The following is a 22,005-nucleotide window of genomic DNA, read 5'->3' as shown; positions in this document are numbered from 1 at the left end:
CTTTAATAGTACCTAAATACTGATATAAAGTAAAAATTAACATAACTATGCCAAGTGTTAATAAAAAATAATATTATTAAATCCACTTATTCTTAAAACGCTTAGGATTTAAGTATATTGGCATGCTTTTTTACTAATTAAAAAACAGAAGATTTTAAAATGGCTGACGGTGAAAAATTGATTCCCATTAATATTGAAGAGGAAATGAAATCTGCCTACATTGATTACTCAATGTCGGTCATTGTGTCACGAGCCCTGCCAGATGTCAGGGATGGATTAAAACCCGTACACAGAAGAGTTCTTTTCGGAATGCATGAATTAGGAGTTAGAAGTAATAGCTCACATAAAAAATCTGCACGTATTGTTGGGGAAGTTTTAGGTAAGTATCACCCACATGGTGATACTTCTGTATATGATGCCATGGTACGTATGGCTCAAGAATGGAGTTTGCGTTACATGTTGGTAGATGGTCAAGGTAACTTTGGTTCTGTTGATGGTGATAGCCCTGCGGCAATGCGTTATACGGAAGCCCGTATGCGTAAGATAGCAGACGATATGCTAATTGACATAGAAAAGGAAACCGTAGATTATCAATTGAATTTTGATGACTCTTTAAAAGAACCAACGGTTCTGCCTACTAGGGTTCCAAGTTTGTTGGTGAACGGTGCATCTGGTATTGCTGTAGGTATGGCAACCAATATGCCGCCACATAACTTATCTGAGGTAATTGATGGTACGGTTGCATATATAGATAATAACGACATTGAGATAGATGAGCTCATAACACATATTAAAGCACCGGATTTTCCAACTGGTGGTACTATTTATGGTTATGATGGTGTAAAAGAAGCTTTTCATACAGGAAGAGGACGTGTAAAAATGCGTGCAAAAGCAACTTTTGAAGAAGTTCAAGGTCGCGAATGTATTGTTGTTACCGAAATTCCTTATCAGGTCAATAAGGCAGATATGATTAAGAAAACTGCCGATCTTGTCAATGATAAAAAATTGGAAAGTATAGCCAATATTAGAGATGAATCCGATAGAAACGGTATGCGTATCGTTTACATTTTAAAGAGGGATGCTATTCCTAATATTGTGTTGAACATGCTTTTTAAGTATACAGCATTACAAACATCTTTTAGTGTCAATAATATTGCATTGGTCAATGGAAGACCTCAATTGTTGAATGTCAAGGAAATGATCCATTATTTCGTTGAGCATAGACATGAAGTGGTAGTTAGGCGTACACAGTTCGAATTAAAGAAGGCTGAAGATCGTGCTCATATCTTAGAAGGTTTAATTATTGCATCAGATAATATCGATGAGGTAATTGCTATAATCAGAGCCTCTAAAAATGCGGATGAAGCAAGGGCGAACTTAATTGAACGTTTCAAATTAAGTGAAATTCAAGCGAAGGCAATCGTAGAGATGAGACTTCGTCAACTTACTGGTCTGGAGCAAGATAAGTTAAGAAGCGAATATGATGAAATCATGCTTCTTATAGCAGATTTAAAAGATATTCTTGATAAGAAAGAACGTAGAATGTCTATTATCAAAGATGAGCTTCTTGAGATTAAAGGTAAATACGGAGATGAAAGAAGATCTGTAATTAATATTGCAGGTGGTGATCTTAGCATGGAAGATATGATTCCAGATGAGCAAGTAGTAATTACTATTTCTCATGCGGGTTACATTAAAAGAACTCCTTTAAGTGAATACAAAACACAAAATAGAGGTGGGGTTGGTCAAAAAGCATCTTCTACAAGAAATGAAGATTTTTTAGAGCATTTATTTGTAGGTACCAATCACCAATATATGTTATTCTTTACCCAGAAGGGTAAATGTTTCTGGATGCGTGTGTTTGAAATTCCGGAAGGAAGTAGAACATCAAAAGGACGTGCAATTCAGAACCTTATAAATATTGAACAAGATGATAGTGTAAAAGCTTTCATTTGTACACAAGATTTAAAGGATGAAGAGTATATCAATGCACACTATGTTATTATGGCTACTAAGAAAGGTGTTGTTAAGAAAACATCTTTGGAGCAATATTCAAGACCACGTCAAAATGGTATTAATGCCATTACCGTTCGTGAAGGTGATGAATTGTTAGAGGCTAAATTAACTACAGGTTCTAGTGAAATTTTCTTAGGACTTAAATCTGGTAAAGCTATTCGTTTCGAAGAAAGTAAAACACGACCAATGGGTAGAAATGCTTCTGGTGTTCGTGGTATTACTTTAGCAAATGACGAGGATGAGGTAATAGGTATGGTTTCTGTACATAATTTTGAAGATGAAATATTAGTTGTTTCAGAAAAAGGTTATGGTAAGCGATCAAGTATTGATGATTATAGAGTTACCAATAGAGGAGGTAAAGGGGTTAAGACTATTAGTGTGACCGATAAAACGGGCGGATTAGTAGCAATTAAAAACGTTACCGATTCTGATGATTTAATGATTATCAATAAATCTGGAATTGCAATACGTATGAGCGTAGAAGATTTACGTGTAATGGGTAGAGCAACACAGGGTGTTAGGTTGATTAATATTAAAGGTAACGACTCTATTGCTGCAGTAGCGAAGGTTATGAAGGATGAGGATGATTTGGAAGAAGCTGAAATACTTGATATTGAGGTAAATGCAGAAGATGGCACGGAGATTGATAATTCTGATTCCGAAGAAAGTACAGACACGGATAATCCTGAAACTGAAGAGTAACATCATTTAAAAGTAAACACTAATAATTAATATATTAAAAATGAAGAATAGATTATTACTTGTAGCGGCACTGACATTTACAATGGTCGGTTTTGCTCAAAAGAATGAAATAAAAGCTGCAGAAAAGGCATTGAAAGCTGGTGATTCAGCTACTGCACAAACAGCTTTAGAAGCTGCTTCAGGTACAATTGCCGCTGCAGATGAAAAAACCCAGGCGCAGTATTATTTTACAAGAGGTAAGATATATAATGATTTAGCCAAAAAAGGAAATAATGATGCGTTTGAAAAAGCGGCATCTTCTTTTAAGAAAGTCGTAGAAATAGAAGAAGCTTCCGGTAAGCAGAAATATACTTCTGAAACCAACCAATACATGGCTGCATTGACTGCTGATCTTGTAAACTCTGCTGTTAGTGATAACGGTAACAACAAATTCAAAGAAGCTGCTGAGAAATTGTACATGAGTTATACACTTAGTCCAAAAGATACTTCATACTTGTACTATGCTGCAGGTAGTGCTGTAAACGGTGGACATTATGAAATGGCTTTGGACTATTACAACAAGCTTCAAGAAGTTGGTTATGATGGTGGCGGTATGATTTATAAAGCAACCAACGCTGCTTCAGGTGAAGTAGAGGAGATGGATAAAGTTCAACGTGACCTAATGGTTAAGTCTGGTACTTATTCTAATCCTGTAGATGAGAAAACGCCATCTAAAAAAGCTGAGATCGTTAAAAATACTGCATTGATTTATACGCAATTAGGTCAAGATGAGAAAGCTTTAGAGGCTTATCAAGAGGCAAGAAAGAATGATCCAGAAGATGTAAATCTTATTTTGAACGAAGCTAACTTATATTTCAATCAAGGAAATAAGGATAAGTTTAAAGAATTGATGGCTCAAGCAATTGCATTGGCTCCTGATAATCCAGATTTACACTATAACGTTGGTGTTATTAGCATGGAGCAGGAGAATTATGAAGATGCTCGTGTATCTTATAAAAAAGCAATTGAGCTTAATCCTGAATATACTAATGCTTATTTAAATCTTTCTACTACTTATGTTAACGAAGGAAATAAGTTAATTGATGAAATGAATTCTTTAGGGAACTCTAGAGCTGACATTGCAAGATATGATGAGTTAAAAGAAAAGAAGGATGGTTTGTTCAAGCAAGGTGCAGATGTATTGGAAGATGCGTTAAAGAACAATCCTGAAAACGAAAATATAATGACTCAGCTTAAGAATATTTACGGAGCAATGGGTGATACTGAAAACTTCACGAAGATGAAGAAGATGTTAGGAGAGTAATTGTAAACTTACCTATAAAATTAAAGGCCCTATCTAGGGCCTTTTTTTATACTATCTTTTTAATAACCCTTAATTGGTGGGTGTATGTTCTAAGGTCGTTGTTGAATATGCCGGTGTGATCTAAACGGTCAATTCTAACTTTTCCATTCACATGAATAACATAATTGTTTTCCATGATAATACCCACATGGTCAATTTCACCTTGTGCGTTATCAAAAAAAGCTAAATCTCCAGCTTCGCTTTCTTCAACAAAACTTAACGCAGTACCTTGAGTAGATTGAGTCTCTGCAGTTCTTAAAAGATGGTATCCATTTATTTGGTATACCATTTGTGAAAGACCTGCGCTATCAATCCCAAAAGGAGATTTTCCACCTTTTAGTTCGGGGGAATTTAAATAAAGCAATGCCGTTTTAACCAAGTTCTCTTTGGTATTAATTTCGCCACTCAAATTACCATCAAAATCAAACGGTAATGAAGGGGTTTCAAACAAACAGGAGCCAATTAGTATTGGCGTCAAAATTTTATTTGAATCTTCAACAAAAGATACTAATTGGGAGACATGCTTTGATTTTTTATTTGCTTGGATGGCATTAAATTCTTCTTCCGGTATAAAAACTAACTGGCTGTTCATTATCCATCCTTCGCATTTGTCAGCAACAGTCTTTATTCTAGACCAATTCTTCCTGCATTCAAGTATCTTATAATGTTCACCGAACAAAAGTTGGGTAATCAGTTCAGATGCCTCGTCTGGAGTACTTCTTACAGGAACAATGCTTAATTGACAAATACCGTATTGCATATACAAATTTTATGCGCTTATGCTTTTTCAACAATTATAGCTGAAGCACCTCCACCACCGTTACATATTGCGGCAGCACCTAGTTTAGCATTATTTTGTTCCAATACATTTAATAATGTAATTAGAATTCGTGCACCAGAGCAACCTAATGGATGTCCTAAAGAAACTGCGCCTCCATTTACATTGACATTTTTATCATTTAAGCCTAGTATTTTCATATTGGCAAGGCCAACTACAGAGAAAGCTTCGTTAAATTCAAAGAAGTTTATCTCTTCTAATTTTAGATTAGCTTTTGCCAAAGCTTTTGGTAATGCTTTTGCAGGGGCTGTAGTAAACCACTCAGGTTCATGAGCTGCATCAGCGTAACTTTTGATCACAGCCAATGGTTTTAGGTTTAGCTCTTCTGCTTTTTCTTTGCTCATTAAAATTAATGCAGCAGCGCCATCATTAATTGTAGAAGCGTTGGCAGCGGTTACCGTTCCATCCTTTGAAAATGCAGGTCTTAAATTCGGAATCTTATCAATATAAACATTACTGAATTCTTCATCTTTAGTAACCATTTTAGGTTCTCCGCGTCTTTGTGGAACAGCTACAGGAATAACTTCATTGTCAAATTTTCCGTTTTCCCAAGCGTCTGCAGATCTTTTGTATGATTGTATGGCATAAGCATCTTGATCTTCTCTACTGAATTCATATTCAGTAGCACATGCATCGGCACAAACACCCATAGCATTTTCATCATACGCATCTACAAGACCGTCTTTTTGCATACCGTCAATTAAGGAAGTAGGTCCAAATTTAGTACCTGTTCTCATGTGAACATAATGAGGTATTAAGCTCATATTTTCCATGCCGCCTGCAACAACAATTTCGGCATCGCCTAAAGCAATTGCTTGTGCACCTTGCATTACTGATTTCATACCAGAGGCACAAACTTTATTGATGGTTGTACAAGGAACAGTATTTGGTATGCCGGCAAATATAGCAGCTTGTCTAGCAGGTGCTTGACCTGTACCGGCTTGCACTACATTTCCCATTATTACCTCATCTACTAATGTAGGTGAAAGGTTGATTTTTTTTAATGCGCCTTCAATAGCAATTGCTCCTAATTTTGGAGCAGGAACTGTTGATAATCCACCCATGAAACTTCCTATTGGAGTTCTTACGGCTGATACGATAACGACTTCTTTCATGTTTTTAATTATTTGATTACACGAAATTACTAAATTCTATAGCAACCCAAGGGATATCGATTCAATTACTAGTTATCAGCTTATTATTTTCTATTTTTGAAGAACCTAATACAATTTTCTTTTGGATAATCTTTACAAACAGCAATCGCTCATATTCAAGTATATACTCTATTTTGTAGCAGTTGCATTTATTGTGTTTTTCTTGCCTAAGGGAGGAAAGTTCAAGTACGAATTTCAAAAAGGGAAACCTTGGCAGTTTGAAAATCTATATGCGCCTTTCGATTTTTCCATTCAAAAAACCGATGCAGAAATAGCGAAAGAAAAGCAAGTAATAGAAAGTAATCAGTTGCCTTATTATAGATATGATCAGGCTGAGGTGAGTAGTGTTGCAAAAGAATTTGAGCAAAAATTTGAAAATAAATGGGATAGAGCCACACTTGGTGAAAATCAAAAATCGCGTTTAAAGTACTTTTCAAAAGTGGTGTTAGATTCGGTGTACGCCAAGGGTATTTTGCAAAATAATGGTAAGCAAATTCAGCGGAGTTATATTTATTTGGTTAAAGATAATGAAGCAAGAAAAGTTAGGGTTTCAGATTTCTATAGGGTAAACGAAATCAATAACTTGGTAAGTAAAGTTCTTGCAGAGAATAATTTAGCTGCATTTGAGAAAGAAACTCAAGCACTTTTTTTTGATATTATTGCTCCCAATGTAAGTTTTGATAATAGTCTTACCCAAAAAGCTAGGGCAGAAGCATTGTCTAAATTATCATATACAAGGGGAACAGTAGATCAAGGAAGATTGATCATTGCTAAAGGAGAAGTTGTAGAGGCAGAAAATCTTAAGATATTAGAATCGTTAAAATCTGAATACGAATCTGAGTTATGGACTGCAAATAACTATTATTATATATTGATAGGGTATACTGTTCTGGTGGCACTAGTACTTATTATGTTGTTCTTGTTTTTGAAAAAATACCGAAGAACCGTTTATGATAATAATGTAAAGGTCACTTTTATATTTTTCAATATCTTATTGATGGTATTTATTACCACTATGGTTATAAAGTACAATGACCAATTAGTGTTTGTTGTGCCGCTATGTATACTTCCGCTAATCTTAAAAACGTTTTTTGATGCTAGATTAGGATTGTTTGTACATGTATTGACGATACTGATTTTGGGTTTTGTAGTACCGAATAGTTTTGAGTATATATTTCTGCAGATTATTACAGGTATAGTTACAATTTTGACGGTATCAGAACTGTATAAAAGAGCAAACCTTTTTGTTAGTGTCGGTCAAATAACTTTGATTTATATTATTGGATATTTAGCTTTTCATACCATACACGAAGGAGACTTAAGTGATATTGAATGGTACACATTGGGGCTTTTTCTGTTAAATGGTATGATTACCCTTTTTGTACAGCCTTTAATATATATCTATGAGAAAGTTTTTGGGCTGGTGTCAGATGTGTCGTTATTGGAGTTGTCAGACACCAATTCTAAGCTTTTAAAGGAATTATCTAACAAGGCACCAGGAACTTTTCATCATTCGTTACAGGTCGCCAATTTAGCTGAAGCAGCTGCTAATGAAATTGGAGCAAATGCTATGTTGGTTAGGGTAGGGGCATTATACCATGATATTGGTAAAATGAACGATCCAACTTACTTTACGGAAAACCAGGTGACAAATGTGAATCCGCATGATGAGCTTAGTCCTAAAGACAGTGCTCGTATTATAATAGATCATGTCATAAAGGGAATAGAGATAGCTAGAAAGAATAATATACCTGATCGTATTATAGATTTTATACGTTCTCACCATGGTACCACATTGGTATTTTATTTCTACAAGAAACAGAAAGAATTAGAAGAAGATGTAAATGAAGAGGATTTTAGGTATCCTGGTCCGTTGCCATTCTCTAGAGAGACTGCAATATTAATGATGGCAGATTCTGTAGAAGCGGCATCAAAGAGTTTAAAGAATCCTACTTTTTTAATTATTGATGAGTTTGTTGATAAAATAATTTCGGGTCAAATGAAGGCAAATCAATTTTTGAATGCAGACATTACGTTCAAAGAAATAGAAACAATCAAGAAAATATTCAAACAAAAGCTCATAAATATTTATCATTTGCGAGTGGAATATCCTGAGTAACAGTGATGTATTTTTTTATTAAAAAAAAACATTAAAAATAGTTGTGTATAATCAGTAATACTTACTACATTTGCATCCGCTATTTAGAGCAACAGTTCATTGAAGAATTACTGGAGAGGTGCCTGAGTGGCCGAAAGGAGCGGTTTGCTAAATCGTCGTAGGTGGAAACATTTACCCAGGGTTCGAATCCCTGTCTCTCCGCAACAATATGTTGAGAGACATATTTTTTGATAACCAATTCGGGGTGTAGCGTAGCCCGGTTATCGCGCCGCGTTTGGGACGCGGAGGTCGCAGGTTCGAATCCTGCCACCCCGACCAATTTTAATTACCCTCGTAAATCATTTGATTTGCGAGGGTTTTTTCATTTTAAGGATGTCTGTTGTATTATTTGTAAGATAAGTGCAGATATCCGCTAAAACCGGTTAAGTGTAGACGGTTAAACGCTTAAACTATACCTGACATTGCCAATTGAATAATAGTAATTAAAAAATTCCCATAAAGATTAGCGTAGTTCAAGTAAAACATGAACTACAAATTTTCTGTAGCGAAGGTTGATTCTTTGTTTTTCTATTGTTCAGCATAAATATCCATAATCTCAGTGCTAAACTTCTCTCTTATGACCCTACGCTTTAATTTAAGGGTAGGTGTCAATTCTGCAGCGGCACCATCTGCATGCACTGGTAACCATTCACGAGCAATGAGTTTAAATTTTTTAATTTGTTCTACATGGCTAAATTCAGGGTTGTATCTATCAATTATTTTTTGATATCGCTTTAGTACCTTGGGGTGCTTTGCTATTTCATCTAAACTGGTCCAAGGAATATCCTTTTTATGGCAGTAGCTTTTCAATGCTTCCTCTGCAGGGACAATCAAAGCGGATACAAATTTTTGTTTATCACCAATAACCATCATTTGTTCTACCAAAAACTCCTCTTTTATTCTATTTTCAATAGGTGCCGGTGCAACATATTTACCACCAGAAGTTTTAAGTAATTCTTTCTTTCTGTCAGTAATTTTTAAAAATTCTCGTCCCGTTGGTCCTTTTACTAGCGTACCAATATCACCAGTGCGAAACCAACGTTTACCATCTTTTATGCAAAAAACTTGAGTATTGACTTCTGGTTTTTTGTAATACCCCATCATAACATTTGGTCCATGGGCTAAAATCTCTCCTTCGCCTTCTCTATAATCTCCATCTTCTTGGTCTATTAATATTTCTACACCATCAATGAGCGGACCTGCAGAACCTAAAAGGGCTCCGTCTGGTTCCATAGTATTTACACTTAAAGTAGGTGAAGTTTCTGTTAGTCCATATCCTTCACGAATAGGTATACCGGCAGCACAAAAAACACGCATAACCTTAACCGGGCAAGGAGCAGCACCTGTAACTACTGCTTTTACATTTCCTCCAAGGGCATCTCGCCATTTAGAGAAAATCAATTTATCGGCAATTTTCCATTTTAGTTTGGTGACAAAAGATAATTTTTGATTTAGTTCATAATCATCGGTCAATGACAAAGCCCAAAAGAATAGCTTCTTTTTTGTACCATCTAATGCCAATCCTTTGTTGTAAATAGCTTCGTAAATTTTTTCTAGCAATCTAGGGACAGTAGTGAATGTTGCAGGTTTAACTGCAGCTAAGTCACCTTCAGGACCACTTAGATTGTCGGTGCCAGCAAAAAATATTTTAGCACTTTTGTAATAGTACACAAATGAAACAGAGCGTTCGTAGATATGGCACAAGGGTAAAAAACTTAATACATTGTCTCCTGGTTTCGCTTGTAAATGAGGAGAAGTATTTAGAACGATGTGCATTATGTTTTTGTGCGATAGCATAACCCCTTTTGGGTTTCCTGTGGTACCGGAGGTATAAATAATGGTTGCTAAATCTTCATTTGTAATCCCGCTTTTAATTTTTTCTATTTCGGTAATATGAGAATTGTCAAATACGTCTTCCCAATACGGAATATTAGATTGCTTATCTAATGTATAAATGTGCTCAAGGGTGACTACACTTTTTCGTGTTGCATTTAATTTGCTATATAAATCTCCGCCACCGCAAAAAGCTACTTTTACCTCCGCTTCGTTTAAAATATATTCATACTCGCCAACACTAATAGTAGGGTATAAGGGAATACTTATGATACCTGCCATTTGCATAGCAAAATCTAAAATCATCCATTCCGGTCTATTTTTATAAACAACTAAAGCAACTTTATCACCTGGTTTTAGACCAAGATTTAATAATCCTGATGCCATATTTTCGGCAGTTTCTTTAACTTCTTGCGAACTATACGATTTCCATTTTCCAGAGGCATCTCGACCATTTATGGAATTTTCTAAAGGATGATTTTCAAGTTGATGGTATAAAAGGTCAAAGAGTCTGGTCATTGCTTCTGTTTGTTTTTGCTAGTTTAAAATACGAAAAATTTACAAGAGATTTTATTTACATAACTATGATTATTAAGGTCTTATGAGAACATAAGACTGATAAATTCTGCTACACAGGCTGGTTTTTCTGAACCTTCAATTTCAACGGTACAGTTCCATGTAACTTTTAATCCGGTATCGCCGTATTCTTCAATGTTGGCAATATTGCCTACTAATCGAAGGCGGCTATCAACCAATACGGGACTAGGAAACCGAACTTTATTCAATCCGTAATTAACGCCCATTTTAACTGACTTTACCGAAATAAGATCTTCTAACATTTTTGAAAGCATAGAAATCGACATAAAACCATGTGCAACAGGTTTTTTAAAAGGGGAGTACTTTGTAGCTTTTTCAACATCTACATGAATCCATTGATGGTCACCGGTCGCTTTGGCGAAATCGTTGATCATTTCTTGGGTTACCACCATCCAATCACCTTCAGGAAGTGGTTTGCCCTCTAAAGTTCTAAATACCTTAAAATCCTCTATCTCTAATTTTGCCATGTTATTATCTTGAAGTTCCACCATCTATTGTTAAACAAATTCCTGAAACAAACCGAGCCTCGTCTGATGCTAGGTATAGATATCCATAGGCAATATCAATTGGCTGTGCAACGGTCTTTAACGGTATACTTGCTTCAATTGCAGCAAAATGTTCTTTTGGTATTTTGGCAACCATGTCTGTCATGGTGAAACCAGGCGCAATTGCATTGGCCGTTATCCCGTGTTTACCAAGTTCCATAGTCCATGTTTTTGACATTGCAATAACTCCTGCCTTTGTTGCGGCATAATTAGTTTGACCAAAATTTCCCCTTAAACCAACATTAGAAGCTGCACTTACTATTCTACCATATTTATTGGCTTTCATATAAGGTGCTGCAGCCTGGGTGCACAAAAAGACTCCTTTTAGATTTACGTTTACTACAGAATCAAATTCTTCTTCACTCATTTTTTCAAGAGTTTTATCTCTTGTAATCCCTGCGTTATTTATTAATATATCCAGTTTTCCGTGCTTTTCGTTTATAGATGCAAAAAGACTTTCAATAGCCGTTTTGTCTGTAACTGACACGGCGTGAAATTCTGCTTTACCGCCACTAGCGTTAATACCATCTGCTACGGTTTGTCCTTCTTGCAATAAATCAACTATTATTACGGTTGCACCTTCTTTTGCAAAAAGTTCTGATATTGCTTGTCCTATACCTCTAGAACCGCCTGTTACTACTGCTATTTTGTTTTCTAATCTCATGATGTTCTGTTTCTTTATTCTTATATTTTTAATAGAATTGTTATGTTAAGAATGCTTCGCTGTTTGTTACTTTCTCTTTCAGGTTTTAACAATCAATTTACCCTTCACTTTTCTGTCGGTCATTTCTTCAAGTGCCGTGGCAGTATCTTCCAAATTATAAATGGCGTGGATATGTGGTTTTAGTTTACCTTCAGCATGCCATTTCATTAAAGCCATTGTATTTTGCATATTCGCTTTAGCATCTTTCATGGCAAATGCACCCCAAAAAACACCGACAATTGAAGCTTCTTTTAAAAGCGGAAGATTAAGCGGAATTTTAGGGATATCGCCTGCGGCAAACCCTACTACCAAATACCTGCCATTTCGTGCTATACCTCTAAAAGCGGCTTCTGAATATGTTCCGCCAACAGGGTCATATATAACATCTACACCTTTACCATCTGTTAATTCCTTTATAGAAGCTTTAAGGTCTTGTGTGGTGTAATTTATTATTTCATCGGCACCATATTCTTTACATAAGGCCAACTTTTCATTAGTAGAAGCTGCTGCAATAACCTTGGCTCCCATAAGCTTCCCTAATTCAACAGCTGCCAAGCCTACACCACCAGAGGCACCTAAAACCAAAAGTGTTTCTCCTTCTTTCAAATTACCTCTGTCTTTTAATGCATGATATGACGTTCCGTAAGCCATCAAAAATGAAGCTGCAATAGGGAAATCCATTTGGGAAGGTTTTGGAAAGCATGCGTTAGCAGGTATTAATACCTCTTCTGCCAAGCCACCATGTGCTACAAAACCAAATACTTCTTGACCCACTTTTAAATGCGAGACTCCGTCGCCAACTTCTTTAACGATACCGGCTACATCACTACCCGGGGTAAAAGGTAATTCTGGTTTAAACTGATACAGACCTTGAATAATCAATGTATCGGGAAAATTTAATCCACATGCTTTTACTTCTACTAAAACTTCTTTTGCTTTCGGACTTAAATTATCGACCTCTTCTAGTGATAAAGAAGAGGGGGGACCAAATTTTTTACACCGTATTGCTTTCATACCTATTAAAATTCAAAATTTAAAAGTCAAACTCAACTACCAATTCAAATTTCAGCTTTTGTCTTTCTGAATTTGATTTTTGTATTTGTGCTTGTATTTTATTATTTATTCCTCTATTATTTTCAACACCAATTTACCCATCTTGTCACCAGAAAAAAGACGGCTATAGGTTTCGGGAAAATTTTCAATTCCCTCGTAGATGTCCTCTTTACTTTTTAGTTTGCCTTGAGCCATCCAGCCACCTAAAATTTTAGCACCTTCAGCATATCTATCCGCATAATCAAAAACAACCATACCTGTCATGCTTGCTCTGTTTACTAATAAGGATAGGTAGTTGCTAGGTCCTTTTATTTCGGTTTTGTTGTTGTATTGTGATATGGCGCCACAAATAACTATTCTTGCATTCATGCGCAATCTACCTAAGGCTATGTCAAGTATTTCGCCACCAACATTATCAAAATAGATATCTAACCCTTTAGGACATTCTTCCTTTAATCGTTGTTTAACATCTTCATTTTTATAATCAATACAGGCATCAAAACCTAGTTCATCAACAACGTATTTGCACTTATCAGTACCGCCTGCAATCCCTACTACTTTACATCCTTTTATTTTAGCAACCTGCCCAACAATACTACCAACGGCACCGGCTGCACCGGAAACTAAAACAATGTCACTTTCTTTTAATTTGCCAACCTCTGTAATGCCAAAGTATGCGGTCATACCAGGCATTCCTAAAGTGCCAATGTAAGTGGGTAATGGTGCCAGTTTTGGGTCTACTTTGTAATAGCTGTCTGCATTTGTAGCAATATATTGTTGCACACCGGCATAACCGGCAACATAATCACCTACTTTGAATTCTGGGTGATTGTTAGCTTCTATAACCTGACCAACAGAACCCGCTCGCATTACCGAATTTATTTCCATAGGTGGTATGTATGATTTTGCTTCATTCATCCAACCGCGCATGGCAGGGTCAAGAGACACAAAATGCTGTTGTATTAATACTTCTCCTTCTTTTATTTTAGGGATAGGATTAGACACTAACGACCATGTAGAAGCGTCTGCGTCACCTGTTGGTCTTTTTACAAATAATAATTGTTTGTTCATGAATTAGTAATTTTATAATCATTCTAATGTTAGTCAGAATCTGATTTACTTTAATTTAAGTTAGTTGCTTGTTTATTTTTTTTTGGAGGAAAAGCTTTCTACATAGGCTTTCATCTTTGCTCGTATTTCGGGTTTCCACCAAAGTTCTGCTGCTTCCTTTAGGGAGTTTTCTCCATTTACATCTAATTTTTCAAGAAGATGTTTTCGTATTTTCGCTTTGGTATTTCTCCAAATTTGCTGGTCTGCTTTCATGTAAAGTCGCATTTGCTTTTCAGCACGTTCCAAAACATTTTCTAACGGAACCAATTCATCTACCAAACCGGCAGAAAGCGCTTCTTTACCAGTTAACAATTTTCCCTCTAAAATATATCTGCTTGCTAATCCGTCACCCATCCAAAATGCATAGACCTCTGTCAGGTTTTGACTGATCTGAATATTTACGGCAACCTCGTTGAGTCCTATAACATATTTTTCCCCATCTGCCATGTACCGATTATCGCTGGCAACTGCTAAAACACATCCTCCAGCAGGAGAATAACCGGTTATAGCAGATATAAAAGGTTTTTTAAATTCTACCAGTTCTAAATACAAACTACCAAAGGCGGAAAAGAAATCACTAATTTGATTTTTGTCATATTGAAATAGTTCAATTAAGTCTAGCCCTGCGGAAAAATAGTGAGGTTGACCGGAAAGTATTACACCTTTTACCTGGTCATTTACAGCTATAGATTTGAAGGTTTCTCTCATTTCTGAAACCATTTCCGCATTAATAGCGTTTACCTTTCCACGGTTCATTTGCACTATAGCGTACTCGTCTTTATATGTAATTTCTAATGTTTCCATAATTGTTATAAGGATGTTCCTCCGTCTAGTGTTAATGTTTGTCCTGTCATAAATTTAGAATTATCAGAAGCCAGATAGCAAATGCCTTCTGCAATTTCATTGGCTTCACCAAATCTCTTCATAGGGATCATTCTTTTTAGCAGATCTCCCATGTCAGGTCTAACGCTTAGCAGTTGGTCTAATAATGCAGAATGTGTGTAACCTGGGCAAACCGCGTTAATGCGAATATTTTTACTACCATATTCCAAAGCTGCGGATTTGGTCATACCCACCACGGCGAATTTACTTGCACTGTAAGAAAGATTATTTCCGGAAGCTTTAAGCCCCGCTAAAGAAGCTACATTGACTATGTTGCCATGACCTTGCTTCGTCATTTGTTTAAGAGCTGCTTGCATGCAGTAAAAGACCCCTGTTTGGTTCACGGCAATAACATTATGCCAATCTTCATGTGTGTGCTCTGCAGTTTTTAATTGATGCTTGCCACCAATGCCGGCATTGTTTACAATAACATCAACACGGTCGTATTTTGATACTGTTTGAGATATCAGTTCTTCTACCTCTTCATATTTTGTAACATCGGTTTTAATGGCAAATGCTTTACCGCCGTTTTTTTTGATTTCTTCAGTAATTTTTTCGGCGTTATCCAGGTTGATGTCTGAAACCACTACGTTTGCTTTGCGTTCACCTAACAGTCTAGCCGCTGCTGCACCAATACCGCTTCCGGCACCAGTTATAATTACTACTTTATCTTCTAAATTCATTTCTTCTATTTTAACCTTAGTATTCTAAGTGCTTATATTTTAAATCTCAAATTTTCAATGGCATTGAATTAATCTGGAATCCTCTAAAGACTGATCTCTTAAATGTGCGGGATAGCCTTTTGCTGTAATCATTGTTAAAAAATCAACTGGAGTTTTATATCTTATAAGTAATATTTTGTCCCATAAAACTTCGTATTCAGGTCCAATCAATGTTCGTTGAGGTTTTCCCATATAAAGAATTTCAGCGTTCGCTTTTTGAAAGAAGGGCATGGCCGCTTTCATATACTCTTTATATGATTCTGCTCCAGATAATCCGGTTTCTGCAACCGTATCTTTAAATTTTAGCAAGTTCATCATCACCACAGGTTTACCGGCAGGTAATAGCGAAAAGGCTTTTAACTGTTCTAGATTAATTTTATGATATGATGTTGTTTTCAAATATTTTAAAATAAATTATCGATTTGTTTTTTTTGAATTGCTTCCCAAGCTGTTTTACAGCATAATTCAGATGCTTTGTTTAGGTGCGCAAATTTTGGGTCGCTCGTATGTCCATTTTTATAGCGATAGTAGATTTGCTGAGCGATTACGGCAATTTTGAACAATCCGTAGGCATAATAAAAAATTAGGTTATCTACATTTCGTCCACTTTTTACGGCATACTGCTGTACAATTTCTGCACGAAGAGGATTACCTTCCATAACCGTTGGAGACTGTAGACCTTGCTTCATAAAATCTGGGTCTGCATACGTGGTCCAATACCCCAAAGAAGTACCTAGGTCCATTAAAGGGTCACCAAGTGTACACATTTCCCAATCTAGAATAGCTGTAATTTCTTTCCAGCTATTGTCCTTAAAAACCACATTGTCATATTTAAAATCATTGTGTATTAAAGTGTGGTCATAGGATTTGGGTTGATTTTCTGCCATCCATTTCATGACTTTCCCGGCAGTAGGGACATCATCTGTTGCGGCAGCTACATATTGTTTGCTCCAATTGGTTACTTGTCGCTCCACATAACCTTCAGGACGTCCCAAGTTTTCTAATCCTGCTGCTTTGTAATCTATTGCGTGAAAAGCTACAAAAGTATCTAGCCATGTATTGGAAATGGTCTTAAACTCTAGTGGAGTAATTTGTAGTTTATGTGCTTCTCTAGCAGTCAGGATAATCCCTTTTACTTTACTCATGATGTAAAATGGAGCTCCAATAATTGTAGTGTCTTCAGTATATGTATATGCTTTAGGGGTTTTATCGAATACAGTATTTAAGTTTGAAATAACCTTGTATTCGCGACTCATATCGTGTCCTCGTTTTGGTGCAGCAAATGGAGGTCGGCGTAAGACGTATTCCTTATTTTCAATTTTTAATAAGTAAGTAAGATTAGAAAAACCATTGGCAAATTGTTCTACTTGAAGTGGACTATCAGTATGTGCAATTAAGTTGTGCTCAAGAAGAAATTTCTTAAGATTAATTTCTTGTAATTCTTCACCTTTTCTAACCGGTTTTATATTCATATTGTTATTTTCTTTCCCAAGTAGGAGGGAAGCTTTTAAATTTTGATTATCGTTTTATTTATTTGGCATATCTTTTTATGACATTTTTACCAAGTTGGCTCATATGCACCTCATCGGGTCCGTCTGCCAACCTAAGAGTTCTTGCAGCAGCATAAAAGTGTGCTAAAGGAGTGTCGTTGCTAACACCCATACCACCTAAAATTTGAATAGCTCTGTCAATCACTTTTAAGGTCATTTTTGGTGTAACAATTTTTATCATCGCAATTAGATCTTTTGCTTCTTTATTACCTAGTCTGTCCATTTTGTCCGCAGCAGATAGTACTAGTAATCGTGTTTGTTCTATTTCGCACGCAGAACTGGCAATATCTTGTCGTATGCTACTATAGGTGTCTAATGTTCTACCAAAAGGCTTTCGTTTTGTAGTGCGCTCTGCCATAATTTCTAGAGACCTTTGTGCCATACCGATCAGGCGCATGCAATGATGAATTCTACCTGGTCCCAATCTACCTTGAGCAATAGCAAAACCTTGTCCTTCACCTACCAATAGATTTTCTTTTGGTACACGAACATTTTCCAATAAAATTTCAGCATGCCCTTCTGGAGAATCAGAATACCCAAAAACAGGTAAGTGTCTAATTATTTTGAGACCTGGAGTATCCATAGGAACTAAAATCATACTCTGTTGCTGGTGTCTTGGGGCATCAAAATCTGTTTTTCCCATTACAATACTAATTTTGCAATTGGGGTCCATAGCACCTGACGACCACCACTTTTTACCATTTATAACATATTCATCGCCATCGGCAACAATAGAGGTCTCAATATTTGTAGCATCAGAAGATGCAACTTCTGGTTCAGTCATTAAAAAAGCAGAACGTATTTCACCATTCATTAAAGGCTTTAACCATTGTTTTTGCTGAGCGGGAGTGCCATACTTAGCAAGTACTTCCATGTTTCCCGTGTCAGGGGCATTACAATTAAATATTTCTGGAACCCATATGGTACGACCCATTATTTCAGCTAACGGTGCATATTCTAAATTTGTTAATCCTGGACTTAAATCGCCGTAAGCTTTAGGTAGAAATAAATTCCATAAACCAGCATCTTTTGCTTTTTGCTTTAAGCCTTCTAATCCTGGCCATTTTTTCCAGGCATTATCCGGATGGTGATGAAAAGCATCAACCTCAGCTTCTACTGGAAGAATGTGTTCATCAACAAAAGCTTGTACTTTTTTCTGTAATGCAATTGCTTTTTCGCTATGTTCGAAATTCATTAGCTTATTCTTTTATCAACTTAATATTGAGTTTTTTTATCCTGAGATTAAATAACCACCATCAACGGTATACTCTCCGCCTGTCATATAAGAGCCCGCATCTGAAGCTAAAAGCATGACCACTCCCGCTAATTCATCTGGTACCGCAATTCTTTTTAAAGGTACTACCGCTTTATAACCTGCAGCCAATTTATCATTTGACCAAAGTGCTTCACTAAGCTTCGTTTTCACCAATCCAGGGCAAACTGCATTAGAACGTATACCATGTCTTCCCCATTCTTTTGCTTGATTCTTTGATAGCATTATTAATGCTGATTTGGAAATACTGTATAATCCAAGATTAAAACCGGGGTGAATTCCTTCTACGGAAGAGATATTGATAATGCTGCCACCACCTTGTGTTTTCATATGCGGTTGTGCTAAGTTTGAAAGCAGCCAAGGCGCCTTTACATTTACATTCATGATTTTGTCAAAAACTTCGTTATCGGAAGCTTCTAAAGGACCATAGTATGGGTTGATAGCAGCGTTGTTTACCAAAATATCTATTCTGCCAAATTTCTCTATGGTTTTATTGATTAAAGCTTCACATTGGTCTGGGTCACCAATATGGCATGCAATACCCACTGCATCAAAGCCAGCTTCGTTCATTTCTTTTGCTATGGCATCAACAGCATCTTGTTTTCTGCTGCTGATGACTACTTTTGCACCGTTTTCAGCTAATCCTTTTGCTATAGAAAGTCCAATTCCTTTACTAGAGCCTGTTATTATTGCTACTTTGCCAGTAACATCAAATCTTTGTTTTATACTCATTTTATATTATTGGTTGCTACTTGTTTAATTAAATAATGATTGCAGAAGGGCACCTTGGTAAGATGCCTCTCTGTCTGCGTTCATGCTAATGGTTAGTGTAGTAAATTATGCAAATACTTCTTTATCTGTACCTATGGTTAAGGCTTCCCTATTATCTTTTAAAATTTCTGCTAGCCCTGAAGTTTTTGGTAGCTCATATTTAAAATAAAACTGCATGGTATGGATTTTACTTTCGTAGAATTCTGTGCTATTATCGGTATTGCCCGTTACTAGGGCGTTTTGCGCTTCCCTGGCTAAATCTAGCCATAACCAACCTATTAAAATGTTGCTGAAAAATTCCATAAATGGAGTAGCATCAGCTAAGAAACGTTGATAATCACCTTTCATGGCAAAGCCCATTAATGATTGTAATACCTCTTGTGTTAATTCTAATTTAGAAGCTAATTTCTTAGCGTAAGGTGCTAAAGAATCATGAGCCATGCTAGCTGTAATGGAGTTTTTGATTTCTTCGGATAATAATTGTAAAGCTTTACCATTGTTCATGGTAATCTTTCTGCCCAATAAATCTTGAGATTGAATCCCTGTAGTACCTTCGTAAAGTGCAAAAATTCTAATATCCCTTAGGTATTGTTGTAATACATAATCTGAACAGAAACCATATCCGCCTAAAACTTGTACGCCATTATCTACAGATGCTTTGCCCATTTCTGATGGATAGGTTTTAACAACGGGAGTCAAAATTTCCAATAGCAATCTATATTTCTCTCTGTCATCAGCTGTTGTACTTGATAATGAAAGATCTTGATATTTAGCAGCTAAAAAGATAAGGCTCAAAGAACCTTCTGATACTGCTTTTTGTAGCAATAACATTCTTCTTACATCCGGGTGGTTGATTATCAGTGTTTGCTCTTCATTGGCATCTTTTTTACCCGTACTTGTCAACTTACGTCCTTGAGGTCTTTCATTTGCATAATTTAAAGAAGCGTGGTAAGCTGCGGTTGCAATTGCTGCACCACCTCTACCAACACCAATTCTGGCACCGTTCATCATCAAGAACATATATTTAAGACCTTGGTGAGGTTCACCCACTAACCAGCCTTTACAATCCTCTTTATCACCAAAGAACAGGTGTGTAGTACAATAACCTCGCTGTCCCATTTTCTGAAAATCAGCCACTGTGGTCACATCGTTTGGAGTTAAGCCTCCGTCTTCTGTTGGTCTCTTTTTAGGTACTACAAACAGTGAAATTCCTTTAGTACCGGCCGGAGCACCTTTTATTCTAGCTAGAACCAAGTGAACAATATTTTGCGCACCAGTGTAATCTCCTCCAGAGATAAATATTTTTTGTCCGTGAATTTTATATGAATCACCATCTGGGGTAGCAGAAGTTACAATATCCGATAATGAACTACCAGCTTGTGGTTCTGTTAAACACATGGTGCCGCCCCAAGTACCTTCCATCATTTTAGGCACATAGGTTTCGTTTAATTCTTTATTTGCAAAATGGGTTATTAATTCGGCAGAACCAACCGTAAGTCCTACATAACCAGGTAGGTGATTGTTAGCTGCTTCTTGAATAAAAGCAGAAGCATTTAAGACCATTTGCGGTAATTGCATACCACCATCTTTATAAGAAAAAGAGCCGGAAATAAAGCCCATTTCACCAGCAGCCTTCATGTATTTGTTTACCTGTGGATGTACAACAATTTCACCATCTTTGAAATGGGCAGGTTGTTCATCCATTTCTCTGAAATATGGAAAGAGTTCTTTATCAGAAAAGTCCTTAACAGAATTCAAGAGCATTTCTATAGACTCTTTGTCATACTCTGCATAGCGTTCTTGATCAAGAACTTCTTGCACGTTATGTACTTTATATAATAAAAATTTAAGGGTTTCTAAATCTACATATTGGTTTGCCATATCTAATTTTGTCTTTGAAATTATCGTACGACAATTTAGAATTAATTCATATGAAACTTATTAAACCAGTTTAATAAAATAAAAATATTAAGTTAAAATTTTGCGATTATGATAATATAAAGGGTGTAAAACAGGCTTAAAATGAGTAGTTCTTAATATAATTGGCTTTATTGAGAAATGCTAATTCGCTTTCTAATCTTTGAAAGTCCTACAGGTGTTAGCCCTAAATATGAAGCAATTAGGTACTGTGGCACCCTTTGGAGTAAATCAGGTCTTTTCTCTAGTAAGCGCAAATAACGTTCCTCATTGGTTCTGTTGCTTAATCGCTCTACCCGAGTAAATATTTTCATAAAGGCTTCCTGCATTGACAGGCGACCGAAACGTTCCAGTTGATGGGATTTTTTAAAGGAGTTTTCACCATCGGTCTTTAGTATGGCATAAACGACTGTATTTTCAGAAGCTCTTAAATAATAGTCTGAAGGTTTTTCTTTTACGTAAGCGGGTAAGTCTGTAAAGAAGATATCCTCTGTATAGAATTCAAGCACTTTTTGCTCACCTTCTTCCAATTTATAATAGTAAATACAGCCTTTTGCAACATAGTAAAAGTGCTCTACCATTTGCCCGGGAGAAATTAAGGTATCACCCTTTTTAACATCTATTCTCTTATAATAGCGTAGCCAGTGATTCAAAAGTTCTTCGTCCACCTCTGTATATGAGAGAATTTTATTTTTAAGATTTTTAAGATAATCTATGGAAGCGGATGCAGTCATTATTTATAAATACCTTTTGGGACTTTATAAATATAAGAATTTTGTTGAATTTAGAAATTTCTTAATGAGAGCGGTTAAAGAAATAACATGTGTCCTACAAAATAA

General features: G+C 36.2%; 18 protein-coding genes and 2 tRNA genes. 5 read left to right on the top strand and 15 right to left on the bottom strand.

Annotated features, from left to right (window positions below; all coding sequences use genetic code 11):
- Positions 1-159: 159 nt before the first annotated feature.
- Both gyrA and UH1x_RS02545 read left to right on the top strand, forming a co-directional pair.
- On the top strand, positions 160-2,718 hold the full coding sequence (gyrA, locus tag UH1x_RS02550) for a DNA gyrase subunit A (protein ID WP_482624868.1): 2,559 nt from the start codon (positions 160-162) through the stop codon (positions 2,716-2,718).
- Between the two features lie 40 nt (positions 2,719-2,758).
- Complete coding sequence (locus UH1x_RS02545; RefSeq protein WP_036155659.1) at positions 2,759-4,021, top strand: tetratricopeptide repeat protein; 1,263 nt, start codon at positions 2,759-2,761, stop codon at positions 4,019-4,021.
- Between the two features lie 46 nt (positions 4,022-4,067).
- Here UH1x_RS02545 and UH1x_RS02540 read toward each other — a convergent pair whose 3' ends face one another.
- Positions 4,068-4,820: a C40 family peptidase gene (locus UH1x_RS02540; RefSeq protein WP_482624866.1), complete on the bottom strand. Its 753-nt coding sequence runs from the start codon at positions 4,818-4,820 to the stop codon at positions 4,068-4,070.
- Between the two features lie 17 nt (positions 4,821-4,837).
- Positions 4,838-6,013 carry an acetyl-CoA C-acyltransferase gene (locus tag UH1x_RS02535; RefSeq protein ID WP_482624865.1) on the bottom strand — a complete coding sequence of 392 codons (1,176 nt, stop codon included), beginning with the start codon at positions 6,011-6,013 and terminating at the stop codon, positions 4,838-4,840.
- A gap of 121 nt (positions 6,014-6,134) precedes the next feature.
- On the opposite strand from UH1x_RS02535, the gene UH1x_RS02530 reads away from it, so the two are divergent.
- The 3 genes from UH1x_RS02530 (at position 6,135) to UH1x_RS02520 (ending at position 8,489) form a co-directional block, all read left to right on the top strand.
- Positions 6,135-8,171 carry an HD family phosphohydrolase gene (locus UH1x_RS02530; protein WP_482624863.1) on the top strand — a complete coding sequence of 679 codons (2,037 nt, stop codon included), beginning with the start codon at positions 6,135-6,137 and terminating at the stop codon, positions 8,169-8,171.
- 112 nt (positions 8,172-8,283) lie between these two features.
- Positions 8,284-8,372 (top strand) — tRNA-Ser (locus UH1x_RS02525).
- A gap of 39 nt (positions 8,373-8,411) precedes the next feature.
- A tRNA-Pro gene (locus tag UH1x_RS02520) sits at positions 8,412-8,489 on the top strand.
- 249 nt (positions 8,490-8,738) lie between these two features.
- On the opposite strand, the gene UH1x_RS02515 is transcribed toward UH1x_RS02520, so the two are convergent.
- The 13 genes from UH1x_RS02515 to UH1x_RS02455 form a co-directional block, all read right to left on the bottom strand.
- A complete protein-coding gene (locus UH1x_RS02515; RefSeq protein WP_482624862.1) occupies positions 8,739-10,562 on the bottom strand; it encodes an AMP-dependent synthetase/ligase in 1,824 nt (607 codons plus the stop codon).
- Positions 10,563-10,642: 80 nt separating this feature from the next.
- On the bottom strand, positions 10,643-11,107 hold the full coding sequence (locus tag UH1x_RS02510; protein ID WP_482624861.1) for a MaoC family dehydratase: 465 nt from the start codon (positions 11,105-11,107) through the stop codon (positions 10,643-10,645).
- Positions 11,108-11,111: 4 nt separating this feature from the next.
- Entirely contained in the window at positions 11,112-11,849 is a 738-nt protein-coding gene (locus tag UH1x_RS02505) for an SDR family NAD(P)-dependent oxidoreductase (protein WP_482624860.1), read from the bottom strand.
- A 78-nt stretch (positions 11,850-11,927) separates the two neighbouring features.
- Entirely contained in the window at positions 11,928-12,902 is a 975-nt protein-coding gene (locus tag UH1x_RS02500) for an NADPH:quinone oxidoreductase family protein (protein ID WP_482624858.1), read from the bottom strand.
- Between the two features lie 105 nt (positions 12,903-13,007).
- The gene (locus UH1x_RS02495) at positions 13,008-14,012 is read right to left on the bottom strand and encodes an NADP-dependent oxidoreductase (RefSeq protein WP_482624856.1); all 1,005 of its coding nucleotides are present in this window, start codon (positions 14,010-14,012) and stop codon (positions 13,008-13,010) included.
- A gap of 72 nt (positions 14,013-14,084) precedes the next feature.
- Positions 14,085-14,855 carry an enoyl-CoA hydratase/isomerase family protein gene (locus tag UH1x_RS02490; protein ID WP_482624855.1) on the bottom strand — a complete coding sequence of 257 codons (771 nt, stop codon included), beginning with the start codon at positions 14,853-14,855 and terminating at the stop codon, positions 14,085-14,087.
- Between the two features lie 5 nt (positions 14,856-14,860).
- Complete coding sequence (locus UH1x_RS02485; RefSeq protein ID WP_482624853.1) at positions 14,861-15,616, bottom strand: SDR family NAD(P)-dependent oxidoreductase; 756 nt, start codon at positions 15,614-15,616, stop codon at positions 14,861-14,863.
- Positions 15,617-15,670: 54 nt separating this feature from the next.
- Positions 15,671-16,054 carry a hypothetical protein gene (locus UH1x_RS02480; RefSeq protein WP_482624851.1) on the bottom strand — a complete coding sequence of 128 codons (384 nt, stop codon included), beginning with the start codon at positions 16,052-16,054 and terminating at the stop codon, positions 15,671-15,673.
- Positions 16,055-16,059: 5 nt separating this feature from the next.
- A complete protein-coding gene (locus tag UH1x_RS02475) occupies positions 16,060-17,127 on the bottom strand; it encodes a phosphotransferase family protein (RefSeq protein WP_482624849.1) in 1,068 nt (355 codons plus the stop codon).
- 58 nt (positions 17,128-17,185) lie between these two features.
- Positions 17,186-18,400, bottom strand: a complete 1,215-nt coding sequence (locus tag UH1x_RS02470; RefSeq protein ID WP_482624847.1) for an acyl-CoA dehydrogenase family protein — start codon at positions 18,398-18,400, stop codon at positions 17,186-17,188.
- A 36-nt stretch (positions 18,401-18,436) separates the two neighbouring features.
- Positions 18,437-19,210, bottom strand: coding sequence for a glucose 1-dehydrogenase (locus tag UH1x_RS02465; protein WP_482624845.1), 774 nt, complete (start codon positions 19,208-19,210; stop codon positions 18,437-18,439).
- A 105-nt stretch (positions 19,211-19,315) separates the two neighbouring features.
- Positions 19,316-21,130 carry an acyl-CoA dehydrogenase family protein gene (locus UH1x_RS02460; protein WP_482624844.1) on the bottom strand — a complete coding sequence of 605 codons (1,815 nt, stop codon included), beginning with the start codon at positions 21,128-21,130 and terminating at the stop codon, positions 19,316-19,318.
- Positions 21,131-21,297: 167 nt separating this feature from the next.
- Positions 21,298-21,900: a Crp/Fnr family transcriptional regulator gene (locus UH1x_RS02455; protein WP_482624842.1), complete on the bottom strand. Its 603-nt coding sequence runs from the start codon at positions 21,898-21,900 to the stop codon at positions 21,298-21,300.
- Positions 21,901-22,005: the final 105 nt, after the last annotated feature.

Source organism: Maribacter sp. UH1, from assembly GCF_056839145.1.
The sequence above is the reverse complement of the archived record's forward strand: the minus strand, read 5'-3'. Positions and strand labels throughout refer to the sequence as shown.

Excerpts from the sequence above, each read along its gene's own strand:
- UH1x_RS02515 (WP_482624862.1), bottom strand. The coding sequence starts at position 10,562 with ATGACCAGACTCTTTGACCTTTTATACCATCAACTTGAAAATCATCCT.
- UH1x_RS02505 (WP_482624860.1), bottom strand. The coding sequence starts at position 11,849 with ATGAGATTAGAAAACAAAATAGCAGTAGTAACAGGCGGTTCTAGAGGT.
- UH1x_RS02535 (WP_482624865.1), bottom strand. The coding sequence starts at position 6,013 with ATGAAAGAAGTCGTTATCGTATCAGCCGTAAGAACTCCAATAGGAAGT.
- UH1x_RS02455 (WP_482624842.1), bottom strand. The coding sequence starts at position 21,900 with ATGACTGCATCCGCTTCCATAGATTATCTTAAAAATCTTAAAAATAAA.
- UH1x_RS02495 (WP_482624856.1), bottom strand. The coding sequence starts at position 14,012 with ATGAACAAACAATTATTATTTGTAAAAAGACCAACAGGTGACGCAGAC.
- UH1x_RS02500 (WP_482624858.1), bottom strand. The coding sequence starts at position 12,902 with ATGAAAGCAATACGGTGTAAAAAATTTGGTCCCCCCTCTTCTTTATCA.
- UH1x_RS02540 (WP_482624866.1), bottom strand. The coding sequence starts at position 4,820 with ATGCAATACGGTATTTGTCAATTAAGCATTGTTCCTGTAAGAAGTACT.
- UH1x_RS02475 (WP_482624849.1), bottom strand. The coding sequence starts at position 17,127 with ATGAATATAAAACCGGTTAGAAAAGGTGAAGAATTACAAGAAATTAAT.
- UH1x_RS02490 (WP_482624855.1), bottom strand. The coding sequence starts at position 14,855 with ATGGAAACATTAGAAATTACATATAAAGACGAGTACGCTATAGTGCAA.
- UH1x_RS02510 (WP_482624861.1), bottom strand. The coding sequence starts at position 11,107 with ATGGCAAAATTAGAGATAGAGGATTTTAAGGTATTTAGAACTTTAGAG.
- UH1x_RS02470 (WP_482624847.1), bottom strand. The coding sequence starts at position 18,400 with ATGAATTTCGAACATAGCGAAAAAGCAATTGCATTACAGAAAAAAGTA.
- UH1x_RS02485 (WP_482624853.1), bottom strand. The coding sequence starts at position 15,616 with ATGAATTTAGAAGATAAAGTAGTAATTATAACTGGTGCCGGAAGCGGT.
- gyrA (WP_482624868.1), top strand. The coding sequence starts at position 160 with ATGGCTGACGGTGAAAAATTGATTCCCATTAATATTGAAGAGGAAATG.
- UH1x_RS02465 (WP_482624845.1), bottom strand. The coding sequence starts at position 19,210 with ATGAGTATAAAACAAAGATTTGATGTTACTGGCAAAGTAGCAATAATA.
- UH1x_RS02545 (WP_036155659.1), top strand. The coding sequence starts at position 2,759 with ATGAAGAATAGATTATTACTTGTAGCGGCACTGACATTTACAATGGTC.
- UH1x_RS02460 (WP_482624844.1), bottom strand. The coding sequence starts at position 21,130 with ATGGCAAACCAATATGTAGATTTAGAAACCCTTAAATTTTTATTATAT.